A 16,544-nucleotide genomic window follows, 5' to 3' on the forward strand; every position below is an offset into this window, starting at 1 on the left:
CGTCACCCACGAGACGTCTGCACGAAAGTGATCAGCTCCATGCCCCAGTTCAGTGTCATCGTCCCCGCCTACGACGTCAGCGGGCACCTTGCTCTCGCTCTTGAGTCCGTGCTCGCCCAGCCCGTCAGAGACATAGAGGTCCTCGTCGTGTGCGACGTTCCCGGCTCGTCGAGCGCCCACGTCGCCGACCGGTTCCGGCACCGGGACGACAGAGTCCGCATCCTGTGGTCACCACCGGAAGCAGGCCTGGGCGGAGCCCGCAACACCGGCATACGGGCCGCCACGGGCCGGTATCTCCTCTTCCTCGACGGCGATGACACGTACGTACCGCACGCTTTCACCGCACTGGAGCGGCGGCTCGCGGCAACGGAGCATGTGGACGTCCTGGTCTTCGGGCACGAGCGGACCCACTGGTGGGACGGCGAGCAGGGCAATCCGCTGGAGGACCTGCTGCGCCGGCTGCCCGCCGGGGTCTTCACCCCGGACGAGGCCCCCGCCCTGACCGGGGTGCGACTGCCCGCGTGGAGCGCGGCTTGGCGGCGGGCGTACGTCGAGGAACATCGACTGGCGTTCAGCGAGAAGCACTTCACGGACATTCCGTGGGGCGTGGCGGCAGTCGGCGAGGCCGGGCGGATAGCCGCCCTGCGGGGGGTGTTCCTGCACCATCTGCTGCGCCGCCAGGGCAGCAGGCTGCAAGGCCCCGGTCCGCACCACCTCGAACTCCTTGACCAGGCCGAGGCGGTGTTCGCATACGCGGCCGAGCGGGGGCTGCCCGCACGCCGGGCCCACCGCGTCTTCGAGGAGCTGACCGGGGAGATGTTCCGCCCGGCCGCCCGGACCCGGCTGCTGCCCGCGCGGGACCGCAGGGCGTACTTCCGGCGGGCCTCGGCCCTTTACCGGCGCCACAGGCCCGAGGGATTCACGCCGCCGGGCGGCAGCCTCGGGGTGCAGCACCGGCTCCTCGCGGCCGGCTCGTATCTGGCGTTCGCCTCGCTCAGGGACGCCAACAGGGCGGCGGGCAAGGCGAGTTCGCTGCCGCAGGCGGCCCGGGCGCGGCTGCCGAAGCGCAGCATCCCGCGGGTGTACGCACGCCATCTGAAGCGTCCGGTCGACCCGAATCTGGCGGTCTACTGCTCGTACTGGGGCCGCGGCTACCTCTGCAACCCGGCGGCCATCCACGCCGCGGCAGCGCGGCTCGCGCCCCACATCCGCTCGGTGTTCCTGGTCACCGAGGAGGCCGTGGACTCGCTGCCCGCGGGCGTCGAGCACGCGGTGATCGGTACGGAGCGCTACTGGGAGGTGGTGGCCCGCGCCAAGTACCTCATCAACAACGCCAATTTCCCTGGCGCCGTTGTCAAGCGACCGGGCACCGTGCACCTGTCCACGCAGCACGGCACCCCGGTCAAGAAGATGGGCGCCGAGCAGGCGCAGCACCCGGTGACGGTGGCCGGTAGCGGGGACACCGCCGCTCTCCTGCGGCGCACCGACCGCTTCGACTACATGCTCAGCTCCAACCGGCACTCCACCGAGGTGTGGCAACGGGAGTACCCCTGCGCCTACGAGACCCTGGAGTACGGCTACCCCCGCAACGACGTCTATTACTCGGCCACGGCCGACGATGTCCGGCGTATCCGCAAAGAGCTGGGAATCCCTCAGGGCAAGACGGCGCTGCTGTACGCGCCCACCCACCGCGACTACGCGACCGGGTACGACGCCCGGCTCGACCTCGCCGCGTTCTGCGAGGCCGTCGGCGAGGACTTCGTGGTACTGCTGCGGGCCCACTACTTCTATGACGAGGGGCAGAGCAAGACGCTGCGTGGCCAGGTCATCGACGTCACGCACCACCTGTCGTCGGAGGAGGTCTGCCTGGCCGCCGACGCCTTGATCACCGACTATTCGTCGATTTCGTTCGACTACGCGCATCTGGACCGGCCCATCGTCATCTATGCCGACGACTGGGACGTCTACCGCGACCTGCGCGGTGTCACCTTCGACCTCCTGGCGGACGCGCCGGGGCCGGTCGCCCGCACCGAGGAGGAGCTGACGGAGATCTTCCGCTCGGGGGCGTATGCCGACGCCCGGTCCGCGGAGCGGCGTGCCGCCTTCCGGGAGCGGTTCTGTGCCTTCGACGACGGTCTCGCGGCCGAGCGCGTGGTGCGCCGGGTGCTGCTCGGGGAGGGCCCCGAGTCGCTCCCGCCATCCGTGCCGCTCACGGAGCGCACCCCGGCGCCGGCCGCCATCCCCCTCGCAAGGAGCTGACCCATGCCCCGCTTCAGTGTCATCGTCCCGGTCTTCAATGTGCAGGGGTTCCTCCGCGAGTGCCTCGACTCGGTGCTCGGCCAGTCGTTCACGGATCTCGAACTGATCGCGGTCGACGACTGCTCCCCCGACCACAGCGGCACCATCCTCGACGAGTACGCGGCCCGCGACTCCCGCGTCCGTGTGGTGCATCTGACGGAGAACGTCGGCCTCGGCCGCGCCCGCAATGTCGGCGTCGAGCACGCTTCCGGGGACTACCTTCTGTTCCTCGACAGCGACGACTCCTACACGCCCGGTCATCTGCGCGCCGTGGACGAGCGCCTGCGTCACTGCGATGATCCCGACCTGCTGGTCTTCGACCATGTCCGCACGCAGTGGTGGGGCAGGAGCGGGCGCAGCGACGCGGGCCATCTCCTGGAGAAGATGGGCGACAGGACGTTCCGCGTGCAGGACCGGCCCGAGTACCTGCGGTTGTTCCTGGTCGCCTGGAACAAGGCGTTCCGGCGGGACTTCTTCCTCGAGCAGGGCTTCGCCTTCCGCCCCGGCCTCTACGAGGACGCCCCCGTCACCTACCTGGCGATGGTCACCGCGGAGCGGGTGGCCTGTCTCGACCGCGTCGGGGTCGAGTACCGGCAGCGCCGGCAGGGCGCCATCACCAAGACGCCCGGCCGCAAGCACTTCGACATGTTCCCGCAGTACGAGGGACTGTTCGCGACCCTGGACGCCCGGCCCGAGCTGGCGTGGGCGCGTCCGCTGCTGTTCGCGCGCGCCCTGGACCACATGCTGTTCGCGCTGGTCCGCCCCGAGCGGGTGATGCCCAGGGACCGCCGGGCGTTCTACCGGGAGATCGCGTCGTTCTACCGGCGGCACCTGCCGCCCGACTTCACCGTGCCCGGGGGCCGACGGGGTGTGGAGTGCCGGCTTCTGGCCCGTGCGCCGTACGCCGCGTTCGAGCCGTTCTTCCCCGCCCGAAGGGTGCTGCGCAAGGCCCGGTCGCTGCTGCGGCCGCTGCGCCGGCGCGCCACGTCGAGGGTCAAGAAGGCGTACTACCGGCTGCACACCCTGCGTCCGCTGGACCGCAACCTCGCGGTGTTCTCCTCGGGGCACGCGGGCCAGGCCGCGGGCGACCCGGCCGCCCTCGCGGAGAAGGCGCGCGAACTCGCGCCGCACATCCGGCGGGTCTGGGTGATCAAGAAGAACCGGGCGCATCTGGTGCCCGAGGGCGACTCCTGGGTGGCTCCGGGCAGCCTCGCGCAGCACGCGCTGATGGCGCGGGCGGCGTACTGGTTCAACGACACCCCGTGGACCGGCAGCTGGCGCAAGCGGCGTGGCTCGGTCCATGTGCACACCCACCAGGGCGCGCCCGTCAAGCGGATGGGGCTCGACCTGTTGGACAAGCCCGGCGCGCGGCACGGGGTGAACGTGCGCGCCCATCTGTGGCACGCCGACCGCTGGGACCTGAGCCTGGTGGCGAGCGCGCACGCGGAGGAGATCTGGAACCGGGCCTACCCGTGCCACTACGAGGCGCTGCGCAGCGGCAGTCCGCGCAATGACGTGCTCGTGCAGGGCGATCCCGGCCGGGCCGCCGCGACGCGGGAGCGCCTCGGCATCCCCGCGGAGGACACGGTGGTGCTGTACGCGCCGACCACCCGCGAGTACCGCAAGGGCGGTTACGTGCCGCGGCTCGATCTGGAGCGGCTCGCGGCGAGCCTGGGCGCGGGCCGCACCTTGGTCGTGCGGCTCCACCCGTCGCTGGCCGAGCATCCCGAACGGCGCCTGGAACTGCGTGACTTGCACCGCCGCGGCGTCCTCGTGGACGCGACGGACGAACCGCGGGTGCAGGACCTGCTGCTCGCGGCGGACTGCCTCGTCACGGACTACTCCTCCCTGATGGCCGACTTCGCGCTGCTCGACCGTCCGATCGTGCTGCATCTGGACGACTGGGCGAGCTACCAGGCCACGCGCGGCACGTATCTGGATCTGCGGACCGACGCGCCCGGCCCGGTCACCGCCTCGCAGGAGGAGCTGGCGCGGGTGCTCGGCTCGGAGGCCTGGCGGGACGAGGAGTCGGCGGCGCGCCGGGCCGCGTTCCGGGCCCGCCTGTGCACCTACGAGGACGGGCGCGCGGCGGAGCGGGTGGTCCGGCATGTGCTGCTCGGGGAGCCCTTCGAGGCGCCCGCCCCGGCCGAACTGCCGCCGGTGCGCGAGGAGTCGGCGACGGCGGCGGCCTCGTAGCGACGGACGGATTGCAGCAAGGAGGCGGCGCCACCCTTCGCGGGTGGCGCCGCCTCCTTCTCATACGGGCTGCGGTCAGCGCAGCGCGTCGCGCACCAGCTCCAGATCGCCGTCCGAGGCCAACCCCGCGTGGTAGAGCCGCAGTTCAGTGGCGCCGAGCTCGGCGGCCCGTGCCGCGTCCTCGCGCAGCCGGGCGGGGGCGCCGCCCATCCCGCTCACCACGGTGAAGTTGGCGGCGAGCACCGCGTCCGGTGCGCCCACGGCGGCGAAGGGGGCGAGCAGCTCCGCGCCGCCCGTGCACGGCACGACCACGCCGTCCGCCACGCCCAGGATGTGGGCCGGGTCGACCCCGGCGTTGGCGCCGCAGTGGTACCGCACCGGGTCCGCGTGGAGCAGGACCTGGAAGCCGGCGGGGGCCGCGGCCCGTACGGCGGCGACCGCCTCCTCCTGGAGGGAGCGGGCCACCGAGGTCCTGAACTGCAAGGTGGCGTCGAGCAGTTCGGCGGACAGGAGCTTGTCCAGGGGTGTGTCCGGCGGGGTCTCGCCGCGCCACAGCGGTTCGAGGGCGCCCCGTACCGCGGTCGCGAGCGCGTCGGGGTCGAGCCCCGACTCCGTATAACCCTCGCGGCAGGAGCCGCAGAAGCAGAGGGACATCAGGTACTGGCCGCCGTCGCCGAGCCCGACTCCGGCGGTCTTGTCGTGGGCGTGCAGATGCGCGAGTCCGTACCAGCCGCAGGACTCCAGCTCGGTGCCGCGCGCGCCCGGCCGCACCGCCGCCTCGGCGGCGAGCTCGACGAGGTAGGAGCGGGTCGCGGGCTGTGCGATGCAGGGGGCCCAGGGGTAGCGGTCGCCGTACGCGTTGACCACCGAGGTGTCCGGATGCTCGGCGCCCATCCGGGAGTTGTGGGCGAGCACGACCCAGGTGTGCACCTCCAGGCCCGCGTCGGCGAGCGCACCGGCCGCCGTGCCGAAGGCGTCGCCGGGGGCCCAGGCCCCGGCGGCGTACGGCCGCAGCTCGCGTCCCTGCCAGCGCTCGCCCGGCGGGTACAGGACGGCCGCGTGCTCGGCCGTGACGATCCGGTGGGCGGGGTGGCGCGGGGTGAGGGCGCGGGTGGAGTGGTAGGCGGAGGCGAGGGTGACCTGCTGGGCGCCGAGTGCGGCGATGCGGCCGGCGGCTTCGGGGTCGCCGTTCACGTCCCAGGGGTAGACGAAGGCCGAGGTCTTCACGCGCCCGCCTCCGCACCCTGCGCACCGTCGAGGTCCGCGTCACGGGAGCCGCCCGTCTCCTCCAGCAGGGCGCGCCCGCGCTCGATCAGCGCGGCCAGCTCCTTGACCTGCTGCTCGCTCGGCTCGTGCAGCGGGGTGCGGACCGCGCCGACCTCCTGACCGCCCAGCCGTACGCCCGCCTTGACGAGGGCGACCGCGAAACCCCGGCCCTGGTTGCGCAGTTCGACGAACGGCCGGTAGAAGCCGTCGACCAGGAGGTTCGCGGTCTTGTCGTCGCCCGTGTTCAGGGCGCGGTGGAAGGCCTGGGCGATGTCCGGTGCGAAGCAGAACACCGCGGAGGAGTAGAGGGAGACGCCGATGCCGCGGTAGGCGAGGCCGGTGAGCTCGGCGGTCGGCAGCCCGTTGAAGTAGAGGAAGTCCTCGTGTCCGGCCGTGCGGACGGTGCTCACGATGCGCTGCATCAGGTCCAGGTCGCCGAGCCCGTCCTTGAACCCGACGATCTTCGGGTGCGCGGCGAGTTCGACCACGGCCTCCGGTGTGAACACCGCGTTGTCCCGCTGGTAGACGATCACGTCGAGGGAGGTCGCCTCGGCGAGCGCGCGGTAGTGCGCGACGAGCCCTTCCTGTCCGGCCTTGACGAGATACGGGGGCATGGCGAGCAGCCCGTCCGCGCCGGCCTCCGCGGCCAGCCGCGCGTACCGCACCGCGAGCGCCGTGCCGTAGCCGGCGCCGGCGATCACCGGCACGCGCCCGTCCGCCGCCTCGACCGCCGCGGCCACGCAGGCCTGGAACTCCTCGGGCGTGACCGCGTGGAACTCGCCCGTGCCGCACACCGCGAACACGGCCGCGCCACCGGCCTCGACGCCCGCGCGCACGTGCGCGCGGTAGACGTCGAGCGCGAGCGAGCCGTCCGGGCCGAAGGCGGTCACGGGAAAGAACAGCGGTCCGCTGGGGATGCTGAGTCGAGCGGCGAGCGGGGCTGACGTCACGGGCTCTCTCCCTGGGCAGCGGCGGACCGTGTGCTCTGCCGCCAGGCCGTGCACGTTTCTGATCCGCGTCTATATTTCTGAACGCGACCACGCTAAGCCGCCGGATCATCGCGGGTCAAGCGCCCGTGCGCGGCTGATCGACGCCGAATTCGCCCGGTTCCGGGGCGCGTTGACGCCGGGGCGCCGACCCCTTGACGCGCCTGCGCAGAGATCCTTAGCGTGTCCACGGATGTGAATGGCGTGCAGGAATACGTCCATCGAAGACGTGACGGTGCCCCGGCCGCCTCCGCACGTATACGTTCATGTGGTCGCGACCCAGGCACCCACCACGGCACCCGACCACGGCACCCGAGGAGACCACCCCATGCCCGCTCCCCGCACCGTCCTGCTCACCGGCGCCGCCGGCGGCCTCGGCACCCTGATGCGGGGCCTTCTGCCCGCGTACGGCTACGAGTTGCGGCTGCTCGACATGGTGGCCGTCGAGACCGCCGAGGGCGAACCGGCCGCGATCAAGGCGGACCTCGCGGACCGGGCGGCGCTGCGCGAGGCGGTGCGGGGCGTGGACGCGATCGTCCATCTCGCGGGCATCTCCCTGGAGTCCACCTTCGAGAAGATCCTCAAGGCGAACATCGAGGGGACCTACCACCTCTACGAGGCGGCCCGCGAGGAAGGCGTCCGGCGGATCGTGTTCGCCTCCTCGAACCACGCGATCGGCTTCACCCCGCGCCCGCAGGGCGAGGACCCGCTGATTCCGATCGACGCACCGCGCCGGCCGGACACCTTCTACGGCCTGTCGAAGTCGTTCGGCGAGGATCTCGCCCAGTTCTACTGGGACAAGCACGGCATCGAGACGGTGTCGGTGCGCATCGGTTCGTGCTTCATGGAGCCCACCTCGGTGCGGATGCTGTCGGTGTGGATGTCCCCCGGCGACGGGGCGCGCCTGTTCCACGCCGCGCTCACGGCACCCGACGTGGGCCACACCGTCGTCTACGGCTCCTCCGCCAACACCCGCCTGTGGTGGGACCTTTCGAGCGCCCGCGCCCTCGGGTACGAGCCGCAGGACGACTCGGAGCAGTACGCGGAGAAGCTGATCGCCGAGCAGGGTGAACTGTCGGAGGACAACCCGGATCACGCGTACCTCGGCGGCCACTTCTGCACGAACCCGCCGATGTGGCCGCACTGAGACCGGCGCGGCCGCACTGAGACCGGCGCGGCCGCACTGAGACCGGCGCGGCCGCACCGAGGCTGACCCGGCCGGCGCGGGCCCGCCCGAAATCCGTTGTACGCGGCCCGGGCCCGCACCCTAGATTCGGCGCATGCCACGACCTCACGGGTTCCGATACGCGCAGCAGGGCGATGCGTCCGTCACGATCACGCACCACGGACGCCCCGCCACGACCCTGCGCGGAGCACGCGCTCAGAAGTTCCTGGCCGAAGTGACCGCCGGGGACGAGCAGTTGGTCATGGCCCGCTGGACCGGCGCGTACAAGTTCGGCAACGAACGCGCCGCCCGCAACCACCCGCGCAACCGCGGCTGAGGGTCCGGGCGGGCAACCGGGACGCCGGCGGCAACCGGCCGCTGACTAGGCTCCCGTGCCCATGAAGATACTCATCTCGGTCGACATGGAGGGCGTCTCGGGGATCGTGCACCCCTCCGAGACCAACCCGGACGGCTACGACTACCAGCGCAGCCGGCAGTCGATGACCGCCGACGCCAACAGCGTCATCGCCGGCGTGTTCGACGCCGTGCCCGATGCGGCGGTGCGGGTCGCCGACGCGCACGGGCCGTTCCGCAACCTCCTGCCGGAGCAACTCGACCGCCGCGCACGCCTGGTGCGCGGCAAGCCGCGTCCGCTCGGCATGCTGGGCGGCCTCGACGCGGACACCGACGCGGTGCTGCTGGTCGGCTACCACGCGCGGGCGGGCGAGGGCCCGGCCGTGCTGGCCCACACGATGAACGACGGGCTGCTCGATGTGCGGGTGGCGGGCCGCCCGATGGGCGAGATCGGGCTCAACGCGGCGATGGCCGGCCATCTCGGTGTGCCCGTCGTCCTCCTGAGCGGCGACGACGCGGCGTGCGCCGAGCTGCACGCCCTGGTCCCCGCGGCCGTCACGGCCGAGGTCAAGCAGGCCCTCGGGCAAGGGGCCGCGGTGACCCTGCACCCGGAGGAGGCGCGCGAACTCCTGCGCCGCAGCGCCGCCGAGGCGATACGCCGCCGCTCCGGGATCACCCCGCTGTCCCTCACCGGCCCGCTGGAGGTGGAGGTCGACCTGGCCGCCGCCTTCATGGTCGACCTGGCCACCCTGGTGCCGGGGGTCACGCGCCGCGCGGGCGGGCGGACGGTGGCGTTCACGGCCACGGACTTCGGCGAGGCGTACCGACTGCTGCTTCTGCTGGCCCAGTTGGCGACGATCAGGCCGGCTTAGTCGGGGTCGGCCGCCGGTCACCGGTCACCGCGGCGTGCCTCGCCTGCGGCGAAGGCGGTGGCACCGACGGCGGCCCTCGGGCAGGCTGACGCCATGATCTCAGTGGTACAGAACGTGGCGATCGACTGCGCGGACGCCTATGCGTCGGCCCGGTTCTGGAGCGAGGTGACGGGTCAGCCGCTCGACGCCGACGCGCGACCGGGCGACGAGGCGGTCCAGATCCCCATGCCCGAGGGCCCGTTCCTCTACTTCAACCAGGTCCCGGAACCCAAGACGGTCAAGAACCGCATCCACCTGTGCCTGCGCCCGAGCAGCTCACGCGAACCGGAGGTCGATCGCCTGCTGGCCCTGGGCGCCACCTGGGTCGCCGACCGCCGCGAGCCCGACGGCTCGGGCTGGGCCGTCCTGGCGGACCCGGAGGGCAACGAGTTCTGCGTGCTGCGCAGCACCTCGGACCGGGCCGCACAGGGCAGTTGAGGACGCATAGGCCGAGCACCCACTGACGTCACGACTTGGTCACTGCGTCTCCATATTTCCCTCACACTCGGTGGCCCCGGTTCTATCGTCGTTCCCTCCAGCACGTCATCCGGGGGGACGACATGAGCAGTCCGTACACACCGCCGCCGATGCCGCGGCCCGGCCGGTCCGCCCCGAGGTGGGCGCGCAAGCGGTTCGTCCTGCCCGCGCTCGGCCTCGCGTTCTTCCTCGGTGTCGGGGCAGGGGCGAGTGGCGGCGAGTCCGGTGACAAGGCCGCCGCGGGCAGCGCGAGGCCCACGGTCACCGCGACGGTCACGGCCACCGCGACACTGACGGCGAGCGCCGAACCCGAGCCCGCGCCCACGGTCACCGAGACCAAGACGGTGAAGGTCACCGCGACGGTGACGGCCGACACCGCCGCGGGAGGCTCCGGCGGCGGAAGCGGCGGTGACGACGGGGACAACGGCGGGGGCAGTGTGTACTACGCGAATTGCAGCGCGGCCCGCGCCGCGGGAGCCGCCCCGGTGCACAGCGGCGAGCCCGGTTACGGACGCCATCTCGACCGCGACGGCGACGGCGTGGGCTGCGACAGCTGATCGCCGGGCGCGCAGGACGAAGGGGCGGTCCCGCCGGTGCGGGGCCGCCCCTGTGGGTGTCGGAGCGCTACAGCGCCTGGCCGGCCGGCTTCACCATCCCGCGTACCGTGCGGGACTTCACGAAGTCGCCCATCGCCGTCATCTCCCACTCGCCGGAGAACTGGCGGATGAGCTTGGCCATCATCACGCCCGTCTGCGGCTCGGCACCGGTCAGGTCGAAGCGGACCAGCTCCTCGTTGGTCGTGGCGTCGACCAGGCGGCAGTACGCCTTGGCGACCTCGGTGAACTTCTGGCCCGAGAACGAGTTGACCGTGAAGACCAGGCCCGAGACCTCCTGCGGGAGGCGGCCGAGGTCGACCACGATGACCTCGTCGTCGCCGCCGCCCTCACCCGTGAGGTTGTCGCCGGAGTGCTTGATCGCCCCGTTCAGGATCGCGAGCTTGCCGAAGTAGCAGCTGTCGATGTGGTTGCGGTTCGGTCCGTACGCGATCACCGAGGCGTCGAGGTCGATGTCCTTGCCGCGGAACGCGGGCTCCCAGCCGAGGCCCATCTTGACCTGGGAGAGCAGCGGGCGGCCGCCCTTGACCAGGGAGACCGTCTGGTTCTTCTGGAGGCTGACGCGGCCCTTGTCCAGGTTGATCTTGCCGGTGCCGGGCGCGGGGGCGGCGGGCGCGGGTGCCGGCGCGGCGGGAGCCGGCGCGGCCGCGGCGGGCGGCGGCGTCTGGGCCCAGGCCCGCGGGTCCGGGGCCGAGGGGGCGGCGGGGGCCGGGGGCGCGGCGGGCGCCGGGGCGGGGGCCGGAGTCGGGGCCGCGGCCGGCTCCTCCTCGACCGAGACGCCGAAGTCCGTGGCGATCCCGGCCAGACCGTTGGCATAGCCCTGGCCGACCGCGCGGGCCTTCCATGCACCGTTGCGCAGGTAGATCTCCACGACCACCAGGGCCGTCTCGGTGCCGAGCTGCGGCGGGGTGAAGGTGGCGATCACGCTGTTGTCGTCCGCATTGCGGATCGTCGCGGTGGGCTCGATGCCCTGGAAGGTCTGGCCCGCGGCGTCCGGGCTTGCGGTCACCACGATCTTCTCGATGCCCGGCGGGACCGCCGAGGTGTCGACCGTGACCTTGTCGGGGGCCGTGCCGCCGCCCGACTGGTAGGTGACACCGGGGCCCGAGGGCTGGTTGAAGAAGATGAAGTCGTCGTCGGAGCGCACCTTGCCGTCGGCGGTGAGCAGCAGGCCCGATACGTCGAGCCGCACCGGGGCGGCGACGTCCACCGACACGCGGACGGTGGGCAGGGGAAGGTTCGAGCCGGGGGTCATAGCTGTCATGCCTGGGGTAACGAGCGAGATCTCTTTGCCGTTCCCTTACCTGCGCCCAGTTTTCGATGCCCGCCGTCCGGTTTCCACCGGACGGCGGGCATCCCCTGTGACGGCGGGCATCCCCTGCGCAGGGCGGCTACGCGGCCGTCTCCCACGGCCAGTCCGCGTCACGCCCCCGCTCCAGGAGCGGGACCATGCGAAAGGCCGCGTCCGTCAGGCCGCCGAAGGTGTGACGGTTGCGGGTGCCGGACGGGCCGTGGCCCGCGCGGTAGCCCGCGAGGTTCCAGGTGTAGACCGGCACGTCGGCCGGCACCTGCGAGGTCGGGTCCCCGTGGGCGCTGTACGTGTACTGCTCGTCGGTGACGATCAGTACCCGGTCGTGCCCGCGGTAGAACCGCCGTACCGCCTCGGTCGTGTCCGTGCCGCCCAGGTCGCCGAAGCGCTCCAGGACCTTGAGCACCGACTCGCCCTTGCGGCAGGTGATCGAGGAGCTGGTGGACCCGAACTGCACCAGGTCCGCCTTCTCGGCCCGCATCGCGACCGCCGCACCGAACACCGCGGCACCGTCGGCCCGGCTGAGCTCGGAGCGGTCCGACATCTTCGAGTAGAACATCGAGCCCGAGCGGTCCACGAGGACCAGGGTGCGGCCGGGCAGCTCCGGCACGTTGGCCAGCGAGTGCGCGAGCGCCTGCTCCAGCGGGTACGCCCAGCGCAGCGACGGCGCGTGCCGGTACGCGGCGAGGTACCGGAACGGGAACTGCCGCGAGCGGCGCACCTGCTCCGGGTCGGAGATCTTCGCCGCGACGGCGGCGGCGACATCGTCCGAGACCCCTGCCTCGTCGAAGTTCCGCAGATTCCGTACGAGCGCCATGGCGCCCATCGACGGGATCATCGCCTCCCACGCGGCCCTGTCCATCGGCCCCTGGAGCCAGCCGGCCAGGGCCTCCCAGGTCATGCCCGCCTCGGCGAGGCGCGCGGGGCCGTCGGGGGCGGTGACCACGGCGCGGCGGTCCTCGACCGGCAGCTCCATCAGCTCGCGGTGCGCGACCAGGACACGGCTGGACGCGGGCGGCACCGCGGTCTCCGGGTTGTGCCGGCGGTCGAGGGCGTACCGGAACAGCTCGCCCTGCCACGGCTTGTCCGGGTCGGGCGCGGCGTGCACCAGGTTGAGGATGTCGCCGAAGCGGTAGCCCTTGCTCGACGTGTCGTACTTCAGCAGGGACTTGCCGTGGTAGAGGCGCCGGACGGCGTCCGCGACCCCGCGCTTCACGGGCTTGGGGACGGCACGTCCGTACGTCGAGGTCCAGTAGCCGAGCAGCTCGCCGGGCTCGTCCGGGCGCTGGAGCACGGAGGCGACGACGGAGCGGTTCGAGGGACCGGCCACGGCGCCCGCGTCCAGGCGCGCCTTCACGTACTCGGCGGCGCCCACGAGCGACGCGGTCCGCAGGTTGCCCTCGCCGCGCAGCCAGCCGAGCAGGCCGGCGGTCCACTCCGGGTCCTCCACGGCCAGCTTGCGCACGAGGCGGGCGAAGCGGTCGTCGCGGTCCGCGCCGGACTCGTAGAAGGTGCGCTGCCCGACCATGTTCGCCACCGACAGCAGGAAGAGCTCGGAGCGCTCCTCACGCTCGTAACCGCGGCCGCCCTCGAAGGTGCGGAGGGTGCGGCCGGTGGAGGTCACGTACGAAGTGACGCGTGCGCGAACGGACTTGGCGTTGAAACGTGCCATGAGAATTCCCCCGAATTCATCTGCCGCGAAACTGTCGCGGAACTTTCGCGAAACGAGGGAGGCAATTCGGCAAGGGGGTGCCCGAGGTCGGAAGTCGACGGCGGTGACAGTCAGATGCTCTATCCGGTTGAGCTACACCGGCCCTGAGCCGATGACGGGATTCGAACCCGCGACCTTCTGATCCAGAAAGTAACCGCTGCCTGCGCACCGGGCACTCCCCCTGCGGAAAGGCCTCCCGAGATCAATGTGGCGTGCGGCCTGATTTCTCTCGAAGAAGGAGCCGCGGCCTTCGCACCGGGAGGTACGTGAAGTTGTGGTGTCCAGAGATCAGTTCGGCGGAACTACGTTTGGTGCTCTAGCCACTGAGCTACTCCGGCACGAAATGCCGGAGGCAGGAATCGAACCTGCGACCTCCCCATTAAGAGTGGAAGTAAGTCCTGCCTGCGCACCTGGACGTAAAAGACTGTAGAGAGCGAACCCGCGCACGCGCCAAGGGTTTTCCCGGTACGCCCCGCGAGACCCGCGCGGCCCCTGGGTACCATCACCCCCGAGCCGTACGGGGGAAGGTGGCGGGCAGGTCATGCAGATGCTCAAGGAGCAGGATCCGCGGCAGATCGGTCCGTACCGGCTGCTCGGCCGGCTCGGCAGCGGCGGGATGGGCGAGGTGTTCCTCGCGCGCTCCGCGGGCGGGCGGACGGTCGCGGTCAAGGTCGTACGCGAGGAACTGGCCGCCAAGGACGCCTTCCGTCGGCGCTTCCGGCGGGAGGTCGAGGCCGCCCGCAAGGTCGGCGGGGACTGGACGGCACGGGTGCTCGACGCGGACACGGAGGCCGAATCCCCGTGGATCGCGACGGCGTTCGTGCCCGGGCCGGGTCTGGACGCCATCGTGGAGCAGGAGCACGGCCCGCTGCCCGAGCGCACCGTCCTGGTGCTAGCGGGCCGGCTCGCACGGGCGCTCACCGCGATCCACGCGGCCGGTCTGGTGCACCGCGACCTCAAGCCCTCCAACGTGCTCCTGACCCTCGACGGCCCGCGCGTCATCGACTTCGGCATCGCGCGTGATGTCGCGCTCGGCAACGAGCTGACGCGCACCGGCTACGCGGTGGGCTCGCCGGGCTTCATGTCCCCGGAGCAGGTGCGGGGCGAGACCGTGGGCCCGGCCAGCGACGTGTTCGGGCTCGGGGTGCTGCTCGCGTACGCGGCCACGGGGCGGCGGCCGTTCGGCAGCTCGGAGATCGGGCCGCACGCGCAGATGTTCCGCATCGTGTCCGAGGAGCCCGATCTGGCGGGCGTCGAGGGCGAGTTGCTCGCTCTCGTCACGGGCTGTCTGCACAAGGAGCCCGAGGAGCGGCTCCCGCTGCCGGAGATCGTGCAGCGCACGGCGGCGGCCGCCGAGGCGGCGGGCGAGTGGCTGCCCGCGTCCCTGGTCGGTCATCTGGGGCGGGCTGCGGTGCGGCTCCTGGACACGGATCTGCCGGAGACGGCGGGGAGCGTGGCCGCGACGGAGGACGTGGCGGAGAGCGCGACGGAGGGCGCGGAGAGCGCGACGGAGGGCGCGACGGGCAGCGTGCCCACGGCGGGGAGCACCGCCGCCCCGGCCCCGTCCACCGTCTCCCACCGGGCCGACCAAGGGACCGTCGCGCTGCGGCCGGAGACGCGCGCGACGCCGCCCGCAGCACCTCCCGTACCGGCCGAGGCAACCCCCGTACCGGCCGAGCAGACCCCCGTCCCGGCCGGGGCGACTCCCGCCCCGGCCGGGACACCCCCGAAGCGCCGGCGCCGCCTCGCCCTCCCGCTGCTCGTGGCCGCCGTGCTCGCCCTGACGGCCGGCGGTTTCGTCCTCGTGCCCGACCTGCTCGACGGGCAGGACGGCAAGGGGAGTTCGGGTGACCGGCGCAGCGCCTCCTCCGGCACCGTGCCGCGCGGCGGCGGCGCGGACCCGACCGCGGACGCCTCCAAGTCCCCCGAGCCTTCGCAGAGTTCGCAAGGCCAAGACGGCAAGGACAGCCCCGCCAAGAAAGGCAAAGAGGGTACGTCCTCCGCGGGCCCCTCCCCCAGCACGGGCAAGAACGGGGACGGCACCGCGGACGAGCCGGGACAGGACGGCACCGACGAGCCGGACAGGGGAGCGGACAAGGGGTTCCCGGCGGGCTACCCCGGTACCTGGGAGAACCGGAGCACCGACTACGAGTGGACGTTCACCATCCCCTACCAGCCCGCGGACAAGTCGGTGACCTGGGGCGTCAGCGCGACGGCGGACGGCAGTTACTGCACCTTCGAAGCCGAGGTCGAAGAGGTGAGCAGCACCCGCCTCACGCTCGGCAAGGCGCGGCTCACGGACCGGATGGACAACGGAGCGGAGCTGCCCTGCACGGCGGGCGACCGGCCCTACTTCTACGTGGTGAGTGAGGACCAGCTGGTCTTCTACGGGACGGGGCAGAACGGGATGTTCACCGAACGGGCGGCGTAACCGCGGCCAAGGTGAACGTTCCGCGGCCTCACACAGCCCGAGCCGCCTCGACCCGAGCCGCCTCGATCCGCGCCGCCATCTCCTCCGCGCACGGCAGCACCCGGGCACGCAGCTCCGGGCTCCACCGCTCCTCCTCGTACCGCGCACCGAGGTACAGCTCCCGCGCATGCGCCAACACGTCCCGGTGCTCCTCGGGCAGCCGCTCCAGCGCCCACCGGGCCGCCTCGTCCTTCGAGCGGATCCGCCCGGTGGCGACCGTGGTCCATACGCGCGCGAGCGTGAGCAGGACGTTGCGGGTGTCCGTGTCGAGATCGGCGAGCAGGCCGGGCACACCCGCCGTGCTCGCCGCGACCACGTCGGCCCACGGCACCGGGTCGAGCACGGAGGCGAGCGGCGGTCCGCTCAGCGTCCGGTCCCCGGCGAGCGCCATGGTGAGCAGCACCGCGAGGTCCGGCAGCTCCGCCGGCTGGGGCACCTCCCCCTGCTCGTACGCGGTGCGCAGCCACTCGCCGTACAGGAAGTCGCAGACCGGCGGGTAGGTCCACGGCCGGACCGCCGACTGGACGACCACCACCAGTTCGACGGGTCTGAGCGGTGCGTCGAGGCCGGAGATCTTCAGGAGTCCGTCCAGGAGTGCCCGGCGCCGGTCAGGGGTCAGCGAGCGCCGGGACACCACCAGAAGGTCCACATCACTGGCCGGCCGCAGCCCGCCGAGCACGGCGGAGCCGTGGAGATAGCTGCCGATGAGCTCGGGTCCAAGGACGTCGGCAACCAGCTCCACGGCCGGTGTGAGGTGATCCATTCCGCCAGATTAAGGCCGGATGGC

The 16,544-nt window shown here is 72.2% G+C and carries 13 protein-coding genes; 8 read left to right on the forward strand and 5 right to left on the reverse strand.

Annotation, left to right across the window (positions count from 1 at the left end; all coding sequences use genetic code 11):
* Positions 1 to 39: 39 nt before the first annotated feature.
* Both BLT97_RS26985 and BLT97_RS26990 read left to right on the forward strand, forming a co-directional pair.
* Positions 40 to 2,259 (forward strand): bifunctional glycosyltransferase/CDP-glycerol:glycerophosphate glycerophosphotransferase, encoded by a 2,220-nt coding sequence (locus BLT97_RS26985; RefSeq protein ID WP_093614867.1) that lies wholly within the window; start codon positions 40 to 42, stop codon positions 2,257 to 2,259.
* Positions 2,260 to 2,262: 3 nt separating this feature from the next.
* Positions 2,263 to 4,494, forward strand: coding sequence for a bifunctional glycosyltransferase/CDP-glycerol:glycerophosphate glycerophosphotransferase (locus BLT97_RS26990; RefSeq protein WP_093614642.1), 2,232 nt, complete (start codon positions 2,263 to 2,265; stop codon positions 4,492 to 4,494).
* Between the two features lie 75 nt (positions 4,495 to 4,569).
* Here BLT97_RS26990 and BLT97_RS26995 read toward each other — a convergent pair whose 3' ends face one another.
* Complete coding sequence (locus tag BLT97_RS26995; protein ID WP_093614644.1) at positions 4,570 to 5,721, reverse strand: hypothetical protein; 1,152 nt, start codon at positions 5,719 to 5,721, stop codon at positions 4,570 to 4,572.
* Positions 5,718 to 6,710 carry a 5-dehydro-4-deoxyglucarate dehydratase gene (locus BLT97_RS27000; RefSeq protein ID WP_093614646.1) on the reverse strand — a complete coding sequence of 331 codons (993 nt, stop codon included), beginning with the start codon at positions 6,708 to 6,710 and terminating at the stop codon, positions 5,718 to 5,720. The genes BLT97_RS26995 and BLT97_RS27000 overlap by 4 nt, the downstream gene beginning before the upstream one ends.
* A gap of 364 nt (positions 6,711 to 7,074) precedes the next feature.
* On the opposite strand from BLT97_RS27000, the gene BLT97_RS27005 reads away from it, so the two are divergent.
* From BLT97_RS27005 to BLT97_RS27025, 5 genes are all read left to right on the forward strand, one after another.
* On the forward strand, positions 7,075 to 7,893 hold the full coding sequence (locus BLT97_RS27005) for an NAD-dependent epimerase/dehydratase family protein (RefSeq protein WP_093614648.1): 819 nt from the start codon (positions 7,075 to 7,077) through the stop codon (positions 7,891 to 7,893).
* Between the two features lie 133 nt (positions 7,894 to 8,026).
* The gene (locus tag BLT97_RS27010; RefSeq protein WP_093614650.1) at positions 8,027 to 8,248 is read left to right on the forward strand and encodes a hypothetical protein; all 222 of its coding nucleotides are present in this window, start codon (positions 8,027 to 8,029) and stop codon (positions 8,246 to 8,248) included.
* 61 nt (positions 8,249 to 8,309) lie between these two features.
* Positions 8,310 to 9,137 (forward strand): M55 family metallopeptidase, encoded by an 828-nt coding sequence (locus BLT97_RS27015; RefSeq protein WP_093614652.1) that lies wholly within the window; start codon positions 8,310 to 8,312, stop codon positions 9,135 to 9,137.
* A gap of 93 nt (positions 9,138 to 9,230) precedes the next feature.
* The gene (locus tag BLT97_RS38035) at positions 9,231 to 9,614 is read left to right on the forward strand and encodes a VOC family protein (RefSeq protein WP_093614869.1); all 384 of its coding nucleotides are present in this window, start codon (positions 9,231 to 9,233) and stop codon (positions 9,612 to 9,614) included.
* Between the two features lie 122 nt (positions 9,615 to 9,736).
* On the forward strand, positions 9,737 to 10,210 hold the full coding sequence (locus BLT97_RS27025; protein WP_093614654.1) for an excalibur calcium-binding domain-containing protein: 474 nt from the start codon (positions 9,737 to 9,739) through the stop codon (positions 10,208 to 10,210).
* 67 nt (positions 10,211 to 10,277) lie between these two features.
* Here the strand turns inward: BLT97_RS27025 and BLT97_RS27030 are convergent, their stop codons facing one another.
* Positions 10,278 to 11,522 (reverse strand): TerD family protein, encoded by a 1,245-nt coding sequence (locus tag BLT97_RS27030; RefSeq protein ID WP_093614656.1) that lies wholly within the window; start codon positions 11,520 to 11,522, stop codon positions 10,278 to 10,280.
* Between the two features lie 136 nt (positions 11,523 to 11,658).
* On the reverse strand, positions 11,659 to 13,248 hold the full coding sequence (locus BLT97_RS27035; protein ID WP_093614658.1) for a TROVE domain-containing protein: 1,590 nt from the start codon (positions 13,246 to 13,248) through the stop codon (positions 11,659 to 11,661).
* Positions 13,249 to 13,828: 580 nt separating this feature from the next.
* Between BLT97_RS27035 and BLT97_RS38310 the strand changes: the two genes are divergently transcribed.
* Entirely contained in the window at positions 13,829 to 15,718 is a 1,890-nt protein-coding gene (locus tag BLT97_RS38310; protein WP_093614660.1) for a serine/threonine-protein kinase, read from the forward strand.
* Between the two features lie 28 nt (positions 15,719 to 15,746).
* On the opposite strand, the gene BLT97_RS27045 is transcribed toward BLT97_RS38310, so the two are convergent.
* Positions 15,747 to 16,520 carry an aminoglycoside adenylyltransferase family protein gene (locus BLT97_RS27045; protein WP_093614662.1) on the reverse strand — a complete coding sequence of 258 codons (774 nt, stop codon included), beginning with the start codon at positions 16,518 to 16,520 and terminating at the stop codon, positions 15,747 to 15,749.
* Positions 16,521 to 16,544: the final 24 nt, after the last annotated feature.

Origin of the sequence: Streptomyces indicus (assembly GCF_900100315.1) — a bacterium.
In the GTDB taxonomy this organism is placed as follows: domain Bacteria; phylum Actinomycetota; class Actinomycetes; order Streptomycetales; family Streptomycetaceae; genus Streptomyces; species Streptomyces indicus.

Coding starts and splice junctions, on each gene's coding strand:
- BLT97_RS27010 (WP_093614650.1), top strand. CDS start 8,027: ATGCCACGACCTCACGGGTTCCGATACGCGCAGCAGGGCGATGCGTCC.
- BLT97_RS26985 (WP_093614867.1), top strand. CDS start 40: ATGCCCCAGTTCAGTGTCATCGTCCCCGCCTACGACGTCAGCGGGCAC.
- BLT97_RS38035 (WP_093614869.1), top strand. CDS start 9,231: ATGATCTCAGTGGTACAGAACGTGGCGATCGACTGCGCGGACGCCTAT.
- BLT97_RS27030 (WP_093614656.1), bottom strand. CDS start 11,522: ATGACCCCCGGCTCGAACCTTCCCCTGCCCACCGTCCGCGTGTCGGTG.
- BLT97_RS27035 (WP_093614658.1), bottom strand. CDS start 13,248: ATGGCACGTTTCAACGCCAAGTCCGTTCGCGCACGCGTCACTTCGTAC.
- BLT97_RS27005 (WP_093614648.1), top strand. CDS start 7,075: ATGCCCGCTCCCCGCACCGTCCTGCTCACCGGCGCCGCCGGCGGCCTC.
- BLT97_RS27045 (WP_093614662.1), bottom strand. CDS start 16,520: ATGGATCACCTCACACCGGCCGTGGAGCTGGTTGCCGACGTCCTTGGA.
- BLT97_RS27015 (WP_093614652.1), top strand. CDS start 8,310: ATGAAGATACTCATCTCGGTCGACATGGAGGGCGTCTCGGGGATCGTG.
- BLT97_RS38310 (WP_093614660.1), top strand. CDS start 13,829: ATGCAGATGCTCAAGGAGCAGGATCCGCGGCAGATCGGTCCGTACCGG.
- BLT97_RS27025 (WP_093614654.1), top strand. CDS start 9,737: ATGAGCAGTCCGTACACACCGCCGCCGATGCCGCGGCCCGGCCGGTCC.
- BLT97_RS26990 (WP_093614642.1), top strand. CDS start 2,263: ATGCCCCGCTTCAGTGTCATCGTCCCGGTCTTCAATGTGCAGGGGTTC.